A 20,488-nucleotide genomic window follows, 5' to 3' on the forward strand; every position below is an offset into this window, starting at 1 on the left:
TTTTGCCGATGATGACCGCCAGTTCGCCTTCATAGTCGAACTCGCTGGAGTAGTGCGGCTTGAGCACCTGGGTGCCGTGACCGGTCTGCGAGTCGGCGAAGCGCACAAACAGCGTCGGGGCCGGGTTCTGTTCGTTGAATTCCTTGCGTTTGTCGGCATAGTTCATGCCGACGCACAGGATTTTGGATGGCGCCACAATCACCGGCAGGAAGGTCACGTCGGCCACGGCCACATCCGGGGTTTCGTTCTGGAAGGCGGCGGCGTCATGGAGCGCATCGCCCGCCAGCAACGCCTTCAGGTCCGGGTAACGGTTGCCGAGGCGGCTGCCCAAATCAATCAGACCCGCAGGCGTATGGATCCCGTAACTGTTTTTGCCCTGATGGCGGTAACTTGCAAGTTTCATAACGACACCTGGTGTGAGTTCAAAACATGTTTTGTACCGGCTGAATAATCATATTCAGCGCGGTATCCCTTATTTATTTTTCAGATGTTTCATCTTATCGGGTATTTTATTTACCCGATTTATTCATCCGATTATTTATTATTTTCTGCCGCAACCAGGCTGACACGCTGAATACCGTTCAGATATGTCGCTACTACAATACCGCTGACCAGCAAGGTAATAATAAACGCCGTCATGCCCATCCAACCAGCTGAAGAGAAGATAAGGCCGTTGCAGTAACCCACTACCGAGCCGCCCATGTAGTAGAAGAACAAATACAGTGCGGTTGCCTGCCCACGGGCATGAGTAGCATTTTTACTGACCCAGCTCAACCCGATAGAGTGGCAGCCAAAGAAACAACCGGTAAACAGAATGGCACCGATAATAAAGATGGTCAGATTAGCGGTTAATGTCATCAGCATACCGACAATCATTAACGTAAATAATGCGGACAATACTTTCAGCGCACCATATTTCTGTGATAAACGACCTGCCTGTGGCGCGGTAAAAAAGCTCATGATGAAACTGAAGGAAATCAACCCGGCATTGGCATGGGAAACATTGAACGGTTCACGTGCCAGATAAAAAGCCAGATAGTTGTACAACGAGGTAAACACACCAAAGATAATGAAACTGACCACATACATCAGAGACAGTTTTTTGTTTTTAAAATGCGCCATAGCGCCTTTGATGATGTGAGTAAAGTTCAGGCTGCTGCTGGCCTTGAAGTTTTTCGATGCGGGTAGTACTAACGACACCAGCAATGCTGCAAACATCAACGTAAAGGCAAAGCAGTAGAAGATAAAATCAATAGATACATGACCAATCAACTGGCTGGCGACAACACGACCTGACATACCGCCAATCGAGTTGCCAAACACGAAATAACCCGTCACGACGCCTGCCACCACCGGTGCAACTTCTTCACTGATATAGGCTGTGGCTGCTGCGGCAATACCACTTAATGCCAGACCGATTATACCACGCAGTATCACCAGCAATGTCCAGGATTTTACCAGCGGGCAAATCAGCGTCAGCAAACCGCCCAGCAATAGCGATACCACAATCAGCCGTTTGCGCCCGTAACGGTCAGCCAGTGTACCGGTAAACAGCAACCCGATTGCCAGCAACGCCGTTTCCGCCGACAGAATAATACTGACCTGGCTAACGGGAATATCATACTCTTTAGCCAACACCGGTAATAACGGTTGAATAAAAAACAGCGATGCCAGTTCAGCCAGGCCAGAAAACGCCAGAGCAAAAATGACACGCAAGTATTGAGAAACATTAACCTGCTTTTCCTGGCGATCAGGCGTCGGAGTCTGAATTGCACTCATGATAACCTCACAATATTTTTTGTAGAGATACTGGGGAAATATAAAAACACTTATTGCATTAATTATTTTTTAAATATTTTCGGCGTCCAACGCGTATGACGGAACAAACACATTTCCATCAAATAATTTTCTTGCCGTTCGGATCACTGATGCACGAATATCTTCATGACGTTCGCCGTTTTTCATTAATGATACGGCAATTTTTCCACTGGGGTGTTCAATACGGACGGATTCTAAAAAGCCGTTGCGGTATTCGGCTGGCAACACATCTTGCGCCACACTGCCTTCAACCACACAGGCGGTGGAAATACCAATAGACCCAGTAATTGCCAGCGAACGATGACAGTTATGCGGCATAAAATAACGTACCTGAATAGTACCACCTGCATTCGGCGAGCTGAGTAATACCGGTTTAGGGATCACTTTATTGCTGACATCACCCAGGCCCATCGCCTGCCCGGCTTGTAACCGAATATGCTCCAGTCGCTGCATAAATGCGCTGTCTGCATCCAGATCTTGTGGCAACTCGCTGCCGGTCTTGTCCAGTGAACGCGCATCAATCAATACCATCGGCATTGCCATATCGATACAGGTCACATCTACGCCATCAAACACATCGCGCACGTTGCCGGTAGGAAACAGTTTGCCGGTTTTGCTGCCAGCTGAATTCAGGAATGTCAGCCCGACCGGGGCTGCGCGACCAGGTACGCCATCGATTTCAGTTTCGCCATCGTACTCTACGCGCTGCTGCGGCGTATTAATATCCGCGTCCACCATCGTACCGGTATTCAGATTACGAATACGCACGCGTGTGGTAGGATGAGTGGCGGTCACTAGGCCATGCTCAATGGCGAACGGACCCACGGCACACAGCATATTGCCGCAGTTTGGTGTGGTATCCACCCGACGTTCTTTCACCATCACCTGTGCAAACAGGTAGTCCACATCTGCATCCGGATGGGTGGATTTGCTGACAATGGCTACTTTGCTGGTTTGCGGCGCGCCGCCGCCAATGCCATCGATTTCCAGCTCGTGACCTGAACCCATCAACCCCAGCAATACTTCATCACGCTGCTGGCTATCTTGCGGCAAATCACTGGCTAAAATCACCGGGCCTTTTGATGTGCCGCCGCGCATTAATACACAGGGAATCTTTACCATCACGTTCTCTCACGCTTTCACTACTTTTGATGGCATAAGCATCCCATAGCGCGATCAATGACTCTAATGTCAAAAAAATAGCGATTAATTTGTTTCTTGCATTAATGATACGCTGATTACAGATTAGCGAGTCACCACCATCGGCAGGAGGGAAAAAACGATGCAGCATGAGCTTCAGGGCATCAAAGCATTTGTCAAAATTGCGGATACAGGTTGTTTTACTAAGGCCTCAGAACTGTTACATATTTCTCAGCCTGCATTAACACGGCGGATAAAAAAACTGGAAGAGAGCCTGGGTGCGACACTGTTTGAACGCTCGACGCGTCGGGTTAGTCTGACCGCCGTTGGCAAAAGCTTTCTGCCAAATGCACGAAATCTGCTTGATTTTTATGAAAATGCCATCCTGAACATTCAGGAAATGGCCTCGCATCAGACAGGTTTTGTTACGTTATCGTGTATTCCAACTGCGGCCTTCTACTTTCTGCCCGCTGTGATTCGTAATTACAACGAACACTACCCGAATATCCGCATTCGCATACTGGAACACAGTGCAAGCGACTGTCTGGACGCCGTTCTCAATGGCGATGCGGATTTTGGTATTAATATGATCAACGTCACACACTTCAATGTGGAGTTCACACCGCTGGTCAACGAGCCTTTTGTACTGGCCTGCCGACGCGACCATCCGCTGGCAAAAAATTCGCTGGTGATGTGGGAAGAACTGTCGGATTACCCGTTGATTGGTGTGAGACGCTCCAGTGGCAACCGCTTGTTGATCGAGCAGGCGCTGGAAAACAGCGCCTGGAAACCCAACTGGTTTTATGAAGTACGCCACCTGTCCACATCTCTTGGCATGGTGGAGGCGGGGTTGGGGATCGCAGCGGTTCCCAGCCTGGCGATGCCGCGTGACGAGCACCATGTGTTAGTCAGTAAACCATTGATAGAACCGGTTGTACGCAGAACGCTCGGCGTAGTGCAACGTAAAGACTCCACGCTAAGCCCGGCGGCAGAACGCTTTAAAGATATGCTGATGCATCTGTGGTCCAACGAGAAGAACAGTCCCTGGATAGGCAAATTCAATCTCTGACAAATTCAATCACTGAATAGTCGCCACACATCCATGACCGGACATCAAAACACATCATGTCAATATGCATACCGCATCATATGCACTGACAGATATGGCCATGACGTGCTATGGCTACTCATGGCGAAATTGATAGCCTCATCACATTTTGACGCACTACTCAGCTTACCCAACCTATCAGGAAGACCTATGCCAGATCACATCAGGCCGCACTACAATCTGCAAACCGGACGATTTTTCAATCTGCGTCCGTCGAATACATCGCGGATGGGTCTGTGGCAAACGTTGTCGCTGCTATGGCGGCTTGGTTTTCAGCGCCGGGGTCGCGTACCACCCAAACGGCTACCGGAGATATCCCCCGATCTCACGGCCTTCCTGGCTGCTGACGAACGTCTCAAATTCATTTGGTTCGGGCATTCCACCCTGCTGCTCAATCTGGACGATACCCGTATTCTGATAGACCCGGTGTTTTCCGCCAGCGTATCGCCGTTTAGCTTTATGTTCCGCCGTTTTCAGCCGCCAGTGTTGCCGCGCGCAGCGCTGCCGGATATCGACATCATTCTGCTGTCGCACGACCACTACGACCATCTGGATGAACAGACGATTCGCGCCTTTCGCAACACCGCAACCCGCTTTATCGTTCCGCTAAAAGTAGGCCAGCACCTGCAAAAATGGGGGATTGCAGCGGATCGGATTCAGGAACTGGACTGGTATCAATCTCATACGCTCAACGGCATCAGGTTCACCGCCACGCCGTCACACCATTTTTCTGGCCGCAGTTTGTCGGGCCGCAACACAACGTTGTGGGCCTCCTGGGTGATTGAAGGACAACGGGACCGACTCTTTTTCAGCGGCGATTCCGGTTACGGCGAGCACTTTCGTGAGATCGGCGAACGCTTCGGTCCGTTCTCTCTGGCGTTTATGGAAAACGGACAGTACAACGAACGCTGGCCGGATTCGCACATGCACCCGGAGCAGACCATACAGGCGGTACAGGACGTGCGCGCCCGCCTGTTTATGCCGATCCACTGGGGCATGTTTGCGCTGGCGTTTCACGACTGGGCCGACCCGGTGCGCAGCAGCAGCCGGTTGGCTCAGGAGCGACAGATACCGATGCTGACACCGATGCTGGGTGAATTGGTCACGCTGGGGACGCCCATTACCACGCCGCTGTGGTGGGAGAAAGACGTTGATGCGCTACCGTCACGACCTATCGCCAGAAACGCGGTCCAGGATGTGGAATAGCTGAGAGTGGGGGATGAAAAATCGGGCGAATGACGCGTTAGTATTGTCATAGGAAGGATGGTAAATTCGCCTACGCAGTACGACTTCACATCTTGACTTCATTTATGATGAATTTGATAATGACTTCATAAGGTGACGTCGTGAGGCAAGGGAATGAAAGAACACGTCTCATCATTACGCAAGAGGCAAAAAAGCACGCTTGAACAGGTGTTTAAATCTCCTGTTCAGTCAGGTATCAAATGGGTGGATATCGAGTCACTGATAAAAGCGCTGGGAGGGGAAGTCAAAGAGGGCCGAGGTTCGCGTTGTAAGTTTCTCCTTAATGGCAGTATCGCCAACTTTCATCGCCCACACCCTTCACCAGATACGGATAAAGGCGCAGTAGCCAACCTGCGCGACTGGCTTGAAAGCATAGGAGTGAAGCCATGAGCAAACTATCTGCACCAAACACGATTGAAATAGCTGGACAACCGGCTGTTATCAGCTATGTGCCGGAACTTGGCGCATTTCGTGGCAAGTTTCTTGGTCTGACTGGCTATTGTGATTTTGTATCGGACAGCATTCAAGGGCTGAAAAAAGAAGGTGAGATTTCACTACATGAATATCTGGATGACTGTAGTGCATCAGGTATCGAGCCTTACACTCGGCAAGAAAAAATTAAGACGTTCACACTGCGTTATCCTGAATCATTTGGCGAACGTTTAAATCAGGCCGCCGCTGAGCATGACGTTTCTGTGAACTCATTCATTATTGAGACACTTAATGAGAGAATAAAACACGCGTAACGTTCACTTCAAATATTGATATCCAGCCCGCCAATTCCGGTTGGCTTTCTCTTGAGTCATAAAATTCAATGAGTGAAAAGGCTGAATGATGTTTTATCCAATTGCAATTGAAGCAGGCGACAATACTCATGCATACGGCGTGATAGTGCCAGATCTGTCGGGCTGTTCCTCCGCAGGTGATAATCACCAAGGCCAAAGACGCGATTACCGATCACATTGAGTAGCGTTAGCGCAGATTTCATCAATTCGCTAACCTTTATTCTGAAACCTGCCTCGGCAGGTTTTTTGTTTACATCGATATCAGAAAGCCTCCGGTAATTTCCGCCACAGCGCGTCCCGACGTTCCGCATCCGCGAGTTCCTTATGTTGCGCTTTCTCCAGCCACTCGCGGGCGGCAGAGGGACTCAGGATAAACACGCCGTCGTCATCGCCTATCGCCACATCGCCGGGATGCACCGTCACCCCGGCGACCGTCACCGGCACATTAACCGCACCAGCGGTTCCCAGCGTGCGGGTGGTAATCGCACTGATGCCTTTGCAGAACACTGGCAGTCCCAGTTGACGCAGCGCGCGTAAATCCGTCACCGCGCCAGCTACGACAACCCCCGCCAGCCCTTTCACTTTCGCCGCCAGCGTACGCAGTTCGCCCCAGCAGGCGCGCGTTTCCTCATCCGAGGCATCGATAACCAGTACATCGCCAGGCTGGCTCAGCAACAGCGCTTCACGCAGTACACCGCCGTCCGGCGGGCACAGTTTCACCGTCACTACGTTGCCGACCATCTGCACATCCGGTACGAGCGGCTGGATGCCGTATAAATAGCCGCTTTCCATCAAATGCCCCAGCGTGGAGGTACTGATGTGGCGGTAGTCTGCCAGCAAGTCATCACTAACCGGCGGCACACGGGGAATGATTTGATAATTCATCCTGTTTCCTGAAATGGTTGGATACATCATCAACGAGGCGTTATACCCGTCATACTTCACGTTGCCGATGCGTTGGTTATCTTACCCGGCCACACTTATGCCACCGCCGCTCCCGGCTGCGGTTTCTCGCGCCCGAACGGAATACATAATGGCGTATGGAAAAATGGATCGGAGATAATGCGGCAATCCAGATTGAACACCGTTTTAACCAGCGCTTCATCCAGAATGCTGGCCGGTGAACCTTGTGCAAACGCGGTACGGTTATGTACCGCTACCATATGATCGGCGTAGCGACAGGCCAGATTAAGGTCATGCAATACCATGATGATGGTTTTGCCATGCTGACGATTCAGTTCACGCAGCAAATCCAGCACTTCGATCTGGTGCGCCAGGTCGAGAAAGGTGGTGGGTTCATCCAGCAGCACCACTTCGGTATCCTGCGCCAGCGTCATGGCAATCCACACCCGCTGGCGCTGACCGCCGGATAAGGCATCCACCGGTCGGTCTGCCAGCATATCAGTGCCGGTTTGCACCAACGCGAGGTTCACCATCCGTTCGTCTTCCTGCGACCACTGTTGCAACCAGTTCTGATACGGATAACGCCCCAGGCTGACCAGCTGTTTTACGGTAATGCCTTCCGGCGCGTCCGGCATCTGCGGCAAAATCGCCAGTTCTCGCGCCACCTCGGCGGTGGACTTGCGGTGGATGTCCCCGCCATTGAGGATAACGGTGCCGCTCAGCGGCTTAAGCAACCGGGCGAAAGATTTAAGCAGTGTGCTTTTGCCGCACCCGTTGCTACCAATCAGCACCGATACCTTGCCCTTCGGCAGTTGAATATCCAGATTGTCGATAATGGTCTGATTGGCATAACCGAGGGTCAGCGCCCGGCTGGTAATGGCAGTCATCATCCGTTTCCTTAATGACGTTGTTTAATCAGCAAATACAGAAAGAACGGCGTACCCAGTGCCGATACAAAAATCCCGGCGGGCAGGTCCAGCGGCAAAAACAGCGTTCGGCCACACAGGTCTGCTACCATCACCAACCCGCCGCCACAGAGAAATGCCATCACCGCCTGCCCGGCAAAGGTTGGCGCTACCAGCCGTTTGGCAATGTGCGGCGCGATCAACCCGACGAACGCCATCGCGCCACCCCAGGCAATCGCTGCGCCTGCCAGCGCCACGCTGAGCAGCAGCAGCGCCAGACGCAGCCACTGCACCCGCACGCCAATGCCCTGCGCCAGCCCATCGTCCAGTTGCTGTACCCGTACCTGACGCGCCAGCCACACCAGCCACGGCACACTCAGCAGCAGCCAACCGCCCAGCTCACGGGTTTCACGCCAGCTGGCGCCGTAGACGCTGCCGGTCAGCCAGACATAGGCCGACAATGTGGTGGTAAGCGGGCTGAACACCAGCATGAAGGTAGTTGCCGCGGTCAGCAACGCCGACACGCCGACGCCCGTCAGCACCAGCCGTTGCGGCGACACGCCCGACTGCCACGCCAGCCAATACACCGCCAGCGCCGCCACCGCTGCCCCAGTCATCGCCGCCAGCGGCAGGTAGTGCGCCCCCACGGTGGCGGCAAGAAACGACAGGTAGAACACCGCCGCCGCGCTGGCACCGCTGGTAATCCCCAGAATATCCGGCGACGCCAGCGGATTGCGGATCATTGACTGCAAAATCAACCCGGATACCGCCAGCGCGCCGCCGACCAGAATAGCCAACACCACCCGCGGCAACCGTAATTGCTGTACGATCAGCGTCGCGCCTTCTGACTGCGACGAGACCAACGCCCGCAGCACCTCCCACGGCGACAGCATCAGCTTGCCGACGCCAAGCGACGCCACCATCACCGCCAGCACCAGCAGTAGAGCCAACACGACCCGGCCAACAGTAGTCAGGTTAATCTGACGGGAAAAGCCCCCCTGCCGCCACACCAGTACCCGTTCCATCCCCTCGCGCTTATCCATGACGGCCTCCGCGACGCAGCAGGAAAATGAAGAACGGCGCGCCGAACAGCGCGGTCATCACACCGACCGGCACTTCCTGCGGCACAATCACCACCCGCGCCAGAATATCCGCCAGCAACAGCAACGCAGCACCCAGCAGCGCACAGCCGGGCAACAACCAGCGATGATCAGCAGGCAACAGTTTTCGCACCATATGCGGCACAACCAGCCCGACAAAACCAATACTGCCCGCCATCGCCACCGCACCACCAGCCAGTACGATAACAAGCAGGCTCATCAACAGTCGGATGTGTCCGGTGCGCTGCCCTAATCCACGGGCGATAACGTCACCAGCATTCAGCACGTTAACCTGCCCCGACAACAGCAGCGCACCGACCAGCCCCGTCAGACAGTAACCCATCAGCGGCAGCACCGTCGCCAACTCGCGGTCAGCTACCGAACCCGCCAGCCAGAACAACACCGTATCCAGCCCTTCCTGATTCACCACCAGCATGGCCTGACTAAACGCAGCGAACATGGCGGTGATGGCCGCGCCCGCCAGTACCATACGCAGCGGGTTCAGGCTGCCTTTGCCCATGGTGCCGATAAGCCATACCAGACACCCGGCCACGGCTGCACCGGCAAACGCCGACCACAGCCACACCGACATCGCCACCTTGGGAAACAGCGACACACAGACAATCAGGCAAAACATCGCCCCGGCGTTAATACCAAACAGCCCCGGCGACGCCAGCGGGTTACGGGTCAGCACCTGCATCAATGCGCCTGCCACCGACAGACTGGCACCCACCACAATGGCTATCAACGTGCGCGACAGGCGCGTCGAGGTGACCAGAATATGGCTTACGTTAAGTGGGTCCGGATGCCACAACGCCCCCAGCACCTGCGCCGGTGTAATCCTTATCGGCCCAACCATCAGGCTGAGAAACGCCAACGCCAGCAGGCAGATACCACCGATCACCAGCACCAGACCGGGCGCTTTCCGTTTACCGGTCGCTATCACCACATGACTCATGACGCACCTCCGGCGAGGCCGGTGACGCGGGCGATATCGTCCAGCATCATGTTGGCGCCCAGAATACCGCCGGACAAACTCCAGGTGACGCCATTGACCACCCATACCTGATTGCGCCGCGGGGCGCGCAGTTGCTGCCACAACGGGTGACGAATCAGCGATTCATAGTTGCGTTGCACAGAGGGACTCTCGGATCGCAGAAAAATAAAAAAGATGTCGGCATCCACCACCGGGATGCTCTCTTTGTTGGTCAGTTTGAGGGAGACACCCGGCTGGGCGCGGCTGGCGTCGCTCCAGCCAAACCCCAGTTCACTCAACACCGAACCGGGAAAACTGCCGGGCAAATAGCTGCGGATATGGTCTTCGCGGATATCCAGTATCGACACGGTCGGCGGCCAGTCGCCGCCAAACTTGCGTTGCAACTGTTCACGCAACCCATTCACTCGCTGCTGCCAGTGTTGCAGCAACGTGTCGGCCACCGCCTGACGCCCAAGCGCCTGCCCCATCACCTGTACCGTTTTCTTGAACTGGTAGATTTCATCCAGCATCACCACCGGCGCGATCTGCGACAGCAGTGGCTCCAGTCGCTGGTGACGAAAACGCGAAGCGACAATGGTATCGGGCTTTAACAGCACAATGTCTTCCAGGCTGGGTTGGGTTTCCAGCCCTACATGCGGCACCCCGGCCAGCGCCGAACGCAGGTAGCGGTACATCGGCTTCTCGCTCCACGAATCGACCACCCCGGCAGGCGTGACGCCGAGCGCCACAGCGGTATCCGTCGCGCCCTGAAACAAGGTGATAACCCGTTGCGGCATCACCAACGACTGAGCCAGAACAGGCCGGGAAAGTCCCAGCGGCAACAGGCTTAACGACCACCGCAGCAATCGGCGGCGCGAAACTAAATACTCATTCACGGTTTTGTGTGATCTGCCTTTTCCATAGTGATGACCACCCCGTTACGTTCAAAGGGGAGATCCCTGGCGTCAAAAACTGTGCTGAGGTGTTCGTTTTCGCCGGGTGAGCCGCATGGACGCGGCGAAAGCCCGTGCCGCGTCTGGAACGCGTCACGGGCGGCCCGAACAGCGAAGACGAACGCCGAAGGTACCGCGTAGCGGCACAGTTTAGCCACCAGCCAGTGGTCAAGGAGAGGTGGCGCTGAACCTCTCCTTGTCGTGCGTGCGATGAAGTAGCAAAGAAGCAATGCAGTCTATCCCGCACGAAATATCTCTCTGTCTTTACATGAACCCGATAACGACGCTCTATTGTTCGTTAACAATCTATTTACCAATAATGGCCTGAAACGGGTTAATCACCTCTCCCTTGCCGAACGGCATACTCCCCGGTCCGCCGGCGCGGGCGATCATCGGGGTGATCAGCAGTTTCTGCGGCCAGTTCGGTGCCTCGAACAAGTGGGTTTTCAGCATTGTCTGCGTGTCGGCGGCAAAACCAGCACGGTCAATCGCACCGTTGATTTCATTACGCATCACGCCCCACAACGTCGCGGCATCCAGATCATAGGTCAGCGACAGCGTTTCGATAATTGCCCGCATGTTGACCTGAATCCCCAACGTTTGCAGCCAGAATAGCAGGTCATCCAGACGCTCATGGTAAAGCGTGTTGGCATGGCCTTGCTTGATACGGTACACCGGGTCTTGCATACCGTTCTGTTCCAGTGTCGGCACATGAATTCGCAGCGAGTCGTGGTCTCGCAGCAGCAGGCCGTGGGCCTGACCAGCTTTCCACACCAATACCGCGTTCTGCCCGTGGATCTCACCCAACATCCCTAACCGGAACATACGGAAATTAATGTCGAAGAAACAATGGCAAAGCTCGGCAAACAACGTCAAAACGGAATCCGCGTTTGTTGGCAAACCACGATAGGCCAGCCAGTCGTCAAAGAAGTGACGACGGCTGCCCGGCAGCGGCGTACCCAGCGCCGCCATCGGCAGCAGCCGGTAGTCGGTATCCTCGAACAGCTCGCCCGGATAACTGCGCACCATCGCCGACAGGTGGCGCGGCGCTTCATCGAACAACGTGGCCTGCGGCGGCATAAACGCCCACCATTTGCTTTCATCGCACAGATACAACCGTTGCTGCAACACGGCGTCTTTTTCACGTGCCTGGCGCAACAGCACTTCACTTAATCCGCCGTTGATCATTTTCACTGCCGGCAAATAGCGTGACGCACCCAGCGAATACACCGCCATCGGCAGCTTGAGGTAGTCAGCGCTGGCGAAACACGGCGTCATGGAACGCAATGACGAGGTCGGCAGATAACGCGCGGCGCTGAAATCCAGCCTCTGGCAGTCGCCGTTGCGAAAGGCGTCGCCCAGTTGGGTTTCCAGAATATGATCGAACTGCCACGGATGCACCGGCAAGGCGATGTGGGTGTCAGCAATACCTCGTGCGGCCAATTCTTGTTGCAATACAACCTGTTCCGCCTGCGGTAATAGGTAATGCGCCGGGTACTGGTCAGCCGTGTCGCTGATGCCATCGCCGCATTGCAGCCGGTCTTTCGCCACCGCTACCCAGTTCAGCGCTACCGGTACAGCAAACTCCGCCACGTAACGGCGATATTCTTCAGCATTCAGCCCCTGTTTAGCCTTGGCGGTCGGATGGAACGGACGGTCGCGCAACGAGGCCCACTGCTCCATCACATGAAAGAAATCGGCATTGCTACGTGCGAGCAACTCATCGGTGTCGATACGGTGCTCACGCGACAGCGCGGTCTGCTCAACGCTGGTGTTAAGCACATCCAGAAACAGCGCCTGACCTTTGGCATTATCTTCTTCACTGTGCTGACCGGCGAACACCAGCTTCATGAAGCTTTCCGGCTCCAGCTCGCGCCAGTCATTACCGCCCTGCTGCCAGGCGTAAACCGCGGTGTCCGGCACCTTTTCCCAGCGCTGGGTAATACCAGGGCGCAACGCCGCCACCAGATGACGCTGTTCTCGTTCATCGCTACACCAGCGCCACAGGCGGACGGTGCTATCCAGCACGCCAAACGGCGTCGCTTGTCCATATTGTTGTTGCCATTCGTCGGCAGTGCACAGCGCCAGCGGCTGTGGGCCGAAAAATTCTTCGGCCAGCAGGCAATCCACCAGATCCTGCATCACGCTGTGGCTGGCATCCCTGTAGTGAGACGTACTTTTCATCACATGACTTTCCATTGGATTACTGTCCTTCTGCTGAAATCGTTGTGGCCAGTCTGGCCTGTAAAGCACGAAACGCGATGCCGCGCTCGTCGCCCAAAACAAATGCGCGCACGCCTTGCTCGCGCCAGTGGGCATGGTCGTCGGGCTGGCGGGGAATAGCGCAATAGGTCACGCCATGTACCTTCGCAGCACGCCGCACTTCGGCCAATGCGTCCTGCACCGGCGGTGCCGCGGTCTGCCACGGCAAACCCAGCGATTGGGAAAGATCCGCCGCGCCCTCCAGAATCATGTCCAGCCCCGCCACCGCGGCGATTGCCTCAGCCTGACGCACGCCCTCAGCGCTTTCGATCATCGCCACCAGCATGATTTCCCGGTTCGCCAGCGCGACGTATTCCGCCAGGCTGTGCTTGCCGAAGGCGCCGGGGCGGCCACTGTTAAGGCTGCGCTCGCCCTGTGGGTAGTAATGGCAGGCGCGTACCGCTGCCTGCACCTGCTCAGCCTGTTCTACCATCGGCAGCACAATGCCTTGCGCGCCGCCATCCAACAGGCGCAGCATGGTTTTGGGGTTAGCATCCGCCACCCGCACCAGTGGCGTTAGTGCGTAGCTTTCCGCCACCCGGATCATGTTCTCCACCGTTTCCGGGTTAATCAGCACATGTTCGCTATCGATAATCACAAAATCGAACCCGGCTTCGGCGATTAACTCCACCGATACCGGCGAGGGAATCGAGGCAATCAACCCGTAGACCGGCGTGCCTGCCGCCAGCTTGCGCTTGAGTTGGTTAGTTCTTAGCATGACGATGGCCTGAACGGGTGCAGCGGATTCGGCACCGATTTAAAGCGGCGCTCGCCATCGCCCAGCAACCGGCGTTTGGTCAGTTCTTCCACCTCGTAAGTCGGCGCAAACACATCAAACAGTGCATAGCGCGAACGGTGTTGCGGGTGCTCAGCCTGATAACGCAGCACCACCTCCGCGGTCATTTCCCAAAAGCGCATCTCCGGCAGGTGGTAATGCTGACGCAGGAAAACCGCCATTTCCGCCAGACAAATGAAGAAGAACGAATCGCAGGTGAAGTCGCGCACCGCGTTGACGTCGTCAGTAAAAATAAACGAGTTGCGGTTGATTTTGGCGTGGCTGGCAGGCAACGGCACCAGATCCGGGCGCATCGCAGGGCGTGCCAGATGGTCCGGAGAATAGCGCACGCCGTCATGAAAATCTTTGAGCGCGATGCGCTGCGGCCAGCCGTCACGCACGATCAGTACGATATTCTGACCGTGCGACTCCATGCCGATACCCTCGGCATACAGCATGTGGATAACCGGCGACACGGTGACGTCCAGCAGCTGGCGGGTCCAGGCCTCCAGCCCGTACTGACGAATCCAGGCATCGATAAACGGTGCCTGCTCGCCGCCGTCGTAACGGTGTTCGACATGGCTCAGCCCGTTGAACGGCACTGCCTGCTCATCCGGTTGCAGATACTGATGGATGCTTTCGCGCCAGATAGCGCCCATCACGCCATAGGCTTGCGCCATGCGAGTGGCTGGCAGCGGTTGAGTGTCGAAACTTACCCCGGCGACTTCGCCGAGAATCACGAATTTCAGGTTGCGGGCAGTCTGATCGGTGTCGATCAACTGTTGCAGCCAGTCGGTAATAATCGGCCCGTTCATCACGGTGTGCCGCGCCAGAATACGGGTGCTGGAGGTGTTGGTCATGCTCATCGCCAGCTTGACGTAAGGACGCGTTTTTTCCGTCACGTTCGCCAGCGTACGAATCGACTGCTGCGCCTGCCAGCGATCATCGGACTCACCGAGGTAAATCAGCTCGCCGCTGACCAGTTCCGGATAAAACACCGGCGCAATCACATTTTTCCACTGCCACGGGTGCACCGGTATCAGTTGGTAGTCCTGCGCCTTGCGCCCCTGACTCGCCAGCTGCTCGCCAAACGCCTGCCAGCGCGCTTCGCCAAATTCGGCCTGCAAAAAATCATCCAGATTCAGTTTGACCGAATGGTTGGCCGATGCCCGCTGCTTCGCCAGTGCCAGCCAGACGATGGCAAAAGACTGGCCGAATTCCGGTCCCCACTGAACATTATCCTGCAGACTGAAACCGATGCGCGACTTGTAGCAGGGATGGTAGCTATGCGCATCCATAAAATGGCGCTCCAGCTCGTCAACACTGAGCTGATGCGCCGGTTTGCCGGGTTGGTAATCCTGCGCACGCGACTGCAAATCCTTCAGTTGAGTCTGTTCCAGTTCCTGCACGAAACGCGTCAGGAACGGATTGTTCTCCTGCTCGCCCAGCAGTTCCTCCAACATCTGGTGCAGGTTGGGCGACTGCGCGTCACCATCCGGGCCGATACGTTGCACGCTGGCGTAATCGAGACGGATTAGACAAAAGCTGTCGCTCAACAACCCGTTGCAACGGTATTCCACCGGTGCCTGCTGCGCATCACGCCCGATTATCACAAACTGGCTGTTGCCATCGCTGAGCGGCGTGCGGCGATAAGGCAGCACATCCTCATACAGCAACGTTTGTAGCAACTGCCCGACCACACGCTGCTCTACCCGTTGATAACGTTGCGCATCCATCTGCAACAACCAGTCGCAGGCGATATCCTGCAATACAGCGGGGGATAATGTTTCCATACGATCTCTTAACCTTATTCAGTAAAAAATAACGTTGCAGTCATCAACCACGCCTTAGCGCGGTTCCCGCATACCCACCTGCGATGCTGATGCGCCAGCCAACAGGGCATTCGCTGCGGCATCATCGCTCACCGAGGGAAAACGCAAGGCGCACGGCAGCGCCAGCATGATCAACACACCAGTGGCGATAAAGGTTTCGCTGATGGCCGAAGCGCGCACCACGTCGTACGCCAGCCCACTGTCCGCCAGCCGGAATTCGAGGTACAGCGAGGCCACCACAATCGCCAGCGACGACACCAGCCGACGCGAGATGTTGTTCATGGCAGCCCCCTGTGTGACCAGCGATTCCGGCAATACATTCAGCCCGGCGGTGGTGACCGGCATGTAGGACAACCCCAGCCCGACGCCGCGTAGCATCATCCAGCCGAACACCGCGCCAATTGACGTCTGCACGCCCGCGGCGCCTAATCCGACAGTCGCCAGCGCGGTCAGTAATACTCCGGCGCCCACTACCCGCGCCGGACCGTGGCGATCAAGCAGGTTGCCGCCAACTTTGCCGAACAGGCTGGCAAACAACGCCGTGCACAATAGCGCCAGCCCGGTCCAGAGCGCGCTGTAACCCATTACCATCTGCACCAGCATCGGCAACAGCACCAGACATTCGAACATCCCGACCGACTGCACTACCGCAATCACCACGCTCAACCGATAGCCGTGCAGTTGAAAAATACGCAGATTGAGCAGCGGCTCGCGCTTGCGCAGTTCGACACGGACAAATGCCGCCAGGCACACCACGGCTACCAGCAGCATCAGCAGGTTGAGCGGATTCACCAGTGCGGCGGCATGGTGCAATCGCCCGGTTGCCACCATCAGCAAACCAATACCGGCGGACACCAGCAGATAGCCGGTCAGATCGAACGGTTTAGGCCCACCCGGTGCGGTTTTCGGCAATACCACCAGCCCCATCAACAGCGCCAGCGCACCAACAGGAATGTTCATGGCGAACAGCGCCCGCCAGCTAAACCACTCCAGCATAATGCCGCCGCACAGCGGTCCCAGCGCTGGAGCCAGCATCACGATGGCGCCCCAGACGCCGGTAATGCCGCCGCGTTCCTGTTTGGGGTACACCGAAAAAATCAGCGTCAGCGACAGCGGGATCATCAACCCGCTGGCGATGCCCTGCACCGTACGGGCGGCGATCACCAGCGAGATGGAATCCGCCAGCGCGCCCAGCAGCGAACCGGTGATAAACAGCGCCACACCCAGCAGGTAGAGCGGTTTATTGCCCAGCCGGTGACCGAGATACCCCGTCAGCGGCATGGTCATCCCCATGCTGACCATGAACGCCGCGACGATCCAGGTAGCCAGCAACGGCCCGATGTGAAACACCTCAATAAATGCAGGCAACGCCGGATTCAGCGAACTGTTATTCAGGCTGACGGTAGTCGTGCCGAGCAGCACATTCACCACCACCAGCCAGCGGGGTACGACGCTATGAGACACGGCACACCGCTCCGGTTACATCCATGCTGGTGCCGTTCGCCGTGATAACGCCTTCGTCAGTGATGAAATATTGCACAGGGCGCGGATGACACAGGAAATCAGCATGAGAAATGTTGTAGCCGTAGGCGCCTGCCAGCGGCAGCACCAGCAGATCCCCGATGTTGACGTCGGTCAGACGCTGATCGCGGCTGAGCACATCTTTCGGCGTGCACAATTGGCCGACCACCGTCCAGTCGCACGTCTCCCCCGTTGCCAGCGCTGACCCCAGTGGCAGGTGAATAATCGGATGGTCGTGACCTTGCGCTACCGGCAGGCGGAACTGATGGGTACCGCCGCGGCAAACCAGAAAATGTTTACCGTGGCTGCGCTTTTTATCCAGCACCTCGATGGCGTAATAACCACAGTAGGCGCTGATGAAACGCCCCGGTTCAAAACGGACTACCGGCGCATCGGGTTGTTGCGCCAGCCGCGTCTGCAGGTAATCGCACAGTGCCGGCCAGTCGAAACGCGATGGCGTCAGGTACGGCACGCCGATGCCGCCGCCTACGTTCATATGGGTAATATGCTGTGGATACGCGGACAACGCTTTCCATTGCGGCCAGCGTGTCAGATACAGATCCAGCAGTTGTTGATGGCGATCCACGCTCATCTGGTGTGACATGGCATGGACATGGAACCCTTTCAGTTGCAGATGACTGGCGTTATCCACATCGCGCACCGCGTCCGCCAGGTCGGCTTCGTCGATACCGAACGGCGTCGGCGTGCCAGCCATCGCCAGTTTACTGGTCAGCGACGAGGCCAGTTCCGGATTGATGCGGATGAACACCGGCTGGAGCACGCCATGCTGCTTCGCCCGCTGTTGCAGGCGGGCAATCTCATGGCGGCTTTCTACATGCATGGCTTCCACGCCCTGTTGCAGCGCCAGATCGAAATCCGAGTCCAGTTTGCCCGGCCCGGAGAACACGAAAGGTTTGCGCGTGGCACAACCGGCCACGCGGTCGATTTCGCCACCCGACGAAATTTCAAACCCGTGCACCAGCGGTGCAATCGCATCCAGAATCGGTTTTTCGCTGTTGGCTTTGATGGCGTAATAGAGTTCGACACCCGGCGGCAATGCCGCCATCACCTCGCTGACGTGCTGGCGCAGCGCAGTCAGGTCATACACAAATGCGGCCAGCGGGTCGGCCTGTTGCTGTTGCAGGTGAACAATCACCTCGTAAACGTGCTGGGGCAACTTAGCCATGCTGCACCTCGCTATGTTGCACCTCACTATGCCGTACCGCGTGCTGCCGAACCTCGCCATGCGCTATGCCGCTGCTGTTCTGGACCGCGCTGCTATGCTGAACCGTACTGTTATGCTGAGCCGCGCTGCCCCAGGGAGACGGCAAGCGAACATAGCTGGCCTGACGATCAGCTTCTGCCGCCAGTCGGACCTTGAGATTGGTTTTACACGCCACCGGCTGACCGGCGATCAACGCCTCCAGTTCCGGCGCAGGTTGTTTCAGTTCAGCCTGAATAGCACGCAGTTGCTGCTGCACCCGTTGCCACATCAACGGCGCCAGATGCGCACGTCTGTGACTCAAGGCCAGAATGGCTTCAGACAGGTGGTTAATAAACAGGCAGTACATGATGCGATTCCAGCCCTGCTCACGCGAGTACAACAACGACTGACGCACGCGTGGGTGCACCTCGTCGCCGATATGGCGGATGCCGAGGTCGTCGGTCAGCTTCACGCCTTCAAAATCACGCAACAACACCTGCTGCGGCAGCCCGTGTTGATGCACCAGCACACTGTTTTGCAGATGGGGTTCCATCACCACGCCGTGATTGAAGAACAGCGACAGCACCGGGCGCAGCAGCCGCGTCTGATACTCATCAAACCAGCACAGCAACGCAGCGTCATCCAGCACCTCACCATAGTGTGTGCGCAGGAAGGTTTGGATCATCGGCTGTAAATCCACGCCGCGGGCAAACAATGTACCGGCCATGATGCTGCATTCTGCACCGGTGCGGCGACAGAAATTCTCACGCAGGATGCCGCCGGTCTGCTCGCGGAACCAGTGCTGGTCCGACTCGCTGGCATTGGCCGGACTCCAGCTCACCACGCCGGGTTCAGCCGCCGCCGCCAACCCGCCCAGCGTGTCGGCGTGATGCGTTAGCAACTGCCGGAACAGGCGGTCGATCAGCACCGTGCTTTCCAGTTCATACCAGGCGTTTTTACGCACGCAGTTGGTAATGCGAACATTCAGCGAGCCTTTAATAAAGTAATCGTGACCATCGATAAACCAGGTGCGAATAGAGGCCGTCGGGCTGGCGACGCGTCCGTTTTGCCCCAAATCACGGATGATGCTATCGCTCAGTAATTGCTGTACGCGCGCATCTTGCATAAATAGCTGCGCCTGTACCGGATGCATACAGATGATGGCGTGCCCAGGCGATGCTGAATGCTGGTCGGCAAACCCCTCCAGCACCTGTTGCGGCGTCAGGCCGTTGGCACCGATATGCAACCCGTCAAGCGGAACTTCGAACAGGTGCAACGCCGCGCGAGCCTGAAACTCCGGCGCCCACTGCGTCTGGCCGAGATGCGCCGGCCACAAACGCGCCTTCGGCGCAGGATGGCTGGGGTGGCCAAACCACAATCCCTGTTCGCTGTGCAAATAGTGCTGCAGCGGCATGTCAGTACACGTACTGCCATTGTGGCTGACAATGGCGCTAACCAGTTGCTGGCTCTGGAGAATCTGTTCGTACAGCTCCGGGTTTTTTCTCCCGGCGATGTGCTCGCACGCCGCCAGCAAACGTGCAACCAGACTGCCGAAACCGGGGCATTGCCAGTCATCCTGCGCCTGACGCAAATAGACATCAGACAGGTAATGCTGGCTGCCGAAGGTGTCGCAGCGGTCCACCATGACAAACAGTTGCAGTTGATTGGGCAAACCAATAATCATCGGAATGCCCTTCCAGTCTGCACCATCAAAATAGGCCCCCGGCGGAATCCCTTTCATTTCGTCTGGCCATTCATATCGCAAATACCCTTCCGGTATGGCGAATTCTTTGATAAGACAATTCAGTAACCCATGCAGGGCTGCTTTTTCGCTTATCATTCTGGACAAAACATCATGATTTCGGTTGTTCATCTCTGCTCCGTAAGAATAACTATCGACCGGTGGAGGGTTATATACGTGGTGAAGGTTACTTATCCTGGTTAATTAATTGAAAATAGAC

The 20,488-nt window shown here is 56.2% G+C and carries 18 protein-coding genes and 1 pseudogene; 5 read left to right on the forward strand and 14 right to left on the reverse strand.

Annotated elements, in window-relative coordinates:
• From Dpoa2040_RS03260 to Dpoa2040_RS03270, 3 genes are all read right to left on the reverse strand, one after another.
• Positions 1–403, reverse strand: a 403-nt coding sequence (locus tag Dpoa2040_RS03260) for a fumarylacetoacetate hydrolase family protein (RefSeq protein WP_210423803.1), incomplete at its 3' end; no start/stop codon positions are given.
• Positions 404–534: 131 nt separating this feature from the next.
• A complete protein-coding gene (locus tag Dpoa2040_RS03265; RefSeq protein ID WP_168640284.1) occupies positions 535–1,779 on the reverse strand; it encodes an MFS transporter in 1,245 nt (414 codons plus the stop codon).
• A gap of 69 nt (positions 1,780–1,848) precedes the next feature.
• Positions 1,849–2,940, reverse strand: coding sequence for a 4-oxalomesaconate tautomerase (locus Dpoa2040_RS03270; protein WP_071604292.1), 1,092 nt, complete (start codon positions 2,938–2,940; stop codon positions 1,849–1,851).
• A gap of 160 nt (positions 2,941–3,100) precedes the next feature.
• Here Dpoa2040_RS03270 and Dpoa2040_RS03275 point away from each other — a divergent pair, with 160 nt between their 5' ends.
• The 5 genes and pseudogenes from Dpoa2040_RS03275 to Dpoa2040_RS03295 all read left to right on the forward strand — a co-directional run.
• A complete protein-coding gene (locus tag Dpoa2040_RS03275; RefSeq protein ID WP_042869835.1) occupies positions 3,101–4,027 on the forward strand; it encodes a LysR family transcriptional regulator in 927 nt (308 codons plus the stop codon).
• A 189-nt stretch (positions 4,028–4,216) separates the two neighbouring features.
• Positions 4,217–5,272: an MBL fold metallo-hydrolase gene (locus tag Dpoa2040_RS03280; RefSeq protein ID WP_168640285.1), complete on the forward strand. Its 1,056-nt coding sequence runs from the start codon at positions 4,217–4,219 to the stop codon at positions 5,270–5,272.
• 153 nt (positions 5,273–5,425) lie between these two features.
• Positions 5,426–5,701 carry a type II toxin-antitoxin system HicA family toxin gene (locus Dpoa2040_RS03285; RefSeq protein WP_168640286.1) on the forward strand — a complete coding sequence of 92 codons (276 nt, stop codon included), beginning with the start codon at positions 5,426–5,428 and terminating at the stop codon, positions 5,699–5,701.
• Positions 5,698–6,057: a type II toxin-antitoxin system HicB family antitoxin gene (locus tag Dpoa2040_RS03290; RefSeq protein ID WP_042869828.1), complete on the forward strand. Its 360-nt coding sequence runs from the start codon at positions 5,698–5,700 to the stop codon at positions 6,055–6,057. The genes Dpoa2040_RS03285 and Dpoa2040_RS03290 overlap by 4 nt, the downstream gene beginning before the upstream one ends.
• 88 nt (positions 6,058–6,145) lie before the next feature.
• A pseudogene (locus Dpoa2040_RS03295) lies at positions 6,146–6,278 on the forward strand (type II toxin-antitoxin system HicB family antitoxin); the annotation flags it as partial.
• Positions 6,279–6,357: 79 nt separating this feature from the next.
• Here Dpoa2040_RS03295 and Dpoa2040_RS03300 read toward each other — a convergent pair.
• From Dpoa2040_RS03300 to Dpoa2040_RS03350, 11 genes are all read right to left on the reverse strand, one after another.
• Entirely contained in the window at positions 6,358–6,981 is a 624-nt protein-coding gene (locus tag Dpoa2040_RS03300) for an RraA family protein (protein WP_168640287.1), read from the reverse strand.
• A gap of 95 nt (positions 6,982–7,076) precedes the next feature.
• Positions 7,077–7,886, reverse strand: a complete 810-nt coding sequence (locus tag Dpoa2040_RS03305; RefSeq protein WP_168640337.1) for an ABC transporter ATP-binding protein — start codon at positions 7,884–7,886, stop codon at positions 7,077–7,079.
• Between the two features lie 11 nt (positions 7,887–7,897).
• Positions 7,898–8,947, reverse strand: a complete 1,050-nt coding sequence (locus Dpoa2040_RS03310) for an iron chelate uptake ABC transporter family permease subunit (RefSeq protein WP_168640288.1) — start codon at positions 8,945–8,947, stop codon at positions 7,898–7,900.
• Positions 8,940–9,962 (reverse strand): iron ABC transporter permease, encoded by a 1,023-nt coding sequence (locus tag Dpoa2040_RS03315; protein WP_168640289.1) that lies wholly within the window; start codon positions 9,960–9,962, stop codon positions 8,940–8,942. Before Dpoa2040_RS03315 ends, Dpoa2040_RS03310 begins: the two co-directional genes overlap by 8 nt.
• Positions 9,959–10,876, reverse strand: a complete 918-nt coding sequence (locus Dpoa2040_RS03320) for an iron-siderophore ABC transporter substrate-binding protein (protein WP_168640290.1) — start codon at positions 10,874–10,876, stop codon at positions 9,959–9,961. Before Dpoa2040_RS03320 ends, Dpoa2040_RS03315 begins: the two co-directional genes overlap by 4 nt.
• A 363-nt stretch (positions 10,877–11,239) precedes the next feature.
• The gene (locus Dpoa2040_RS03325) at positions 11,240–13,117 is read right to left on the reverse strand and encodes an IucA/IucC family siderophore biosynthesis protein (RefSeq protein WP_246867236.1); all 1,878 of its coding nucleotides are present in this window, start codon (positions 13,115–13,117) and stop codon (positions 11,240–11,242) included.
• 19 nt (positions 13,118–13,136) lie between these two features.
• The gene (locus Dpoa2040_RS03330) at positions 13,137–13,913 is read right to left on the reverse strand and encodes an HpcH/HpaI aldolase/citrate lyase family protein (RefSeq protein ID WP_168640292.1); all 777 of its coding nucleotides are present in this window, start codon (positions 13,911–13,913) and stop codon (positions 13,137–13,139) included.
• Positions 13,907–15,763 carry an IucA/IucC family siderophore biosynthesis protein gene (locus Dpoa2040_RS03335; protein WP_168640293.1) on the reverse strand — a complete coding sequence of 619 codons (1,857 nt, stop codon included), beginning with the start codon at positions 15,761–15,763 and terminating at the stop codon, positions 13,907–13,909. The genes Dpoa2040_RS03330 and Dpoa2040_RS03335 overlap by 7 nt, the downstream gene beginning before the upstream one ends.
• Positions 15,764–15,817: 54 nt before the next feature.
• Positions 15,818–17,266, reverse strand: coding sequence for a DHA2 family efflux MFS transporter permease subunit (locus tag Dpoa2040_RS03340; RefSeq protein ID WP_168640294.1), 1,449 nt, complete (start codon positions 17,264–17,266; stop codon positions 15,818–15,820).
• Positions 17,256–18,509 (reverse strand): type III PLP-dependent enzyme, encoded by a 1,254-nt coding sequence (locus tag Dpoa2040_RS03345; protein ID WP_168640295.1) that lies wholly within the window; start codon positions 18,507–18,509, stop codon positions 17,256–17,258. Before Dpoa2040_RS03345 ends, Dpoa2040_RS03340 begins: the two co-directional genes overlap by 11 nt.
• Positions 18,502–20,400: an IucA/IucC family siderophore biosynthesis protein gene (locus Dpoa2040_RS03350; RefSeq protein ID WP_168640296.1), complete on the reverse strand. Its 1,899-nt coding sequence runs from the start codon at positions 20,398–20,400 to the stop codon at positions 18,502–18,504. The genes Dpoa2040_RS03345 and Dpoa2040_RS03350 overlap by 8 nt, the downstream gene beginning before the upstream one ends.
• Positions 20,401–20,488 lie beyond the last annotated feature (88 nt).

It is taken from the genome of Dickeya sp. CFBP 2040, assembly GCF_012273755.1.
Lineage (GTDB): Bacteria > Pseudomonadota > Gammaproteobacteria > Enterobacterales > Enterobacteriaceae > Dickeya > Dickeya poaceiphila.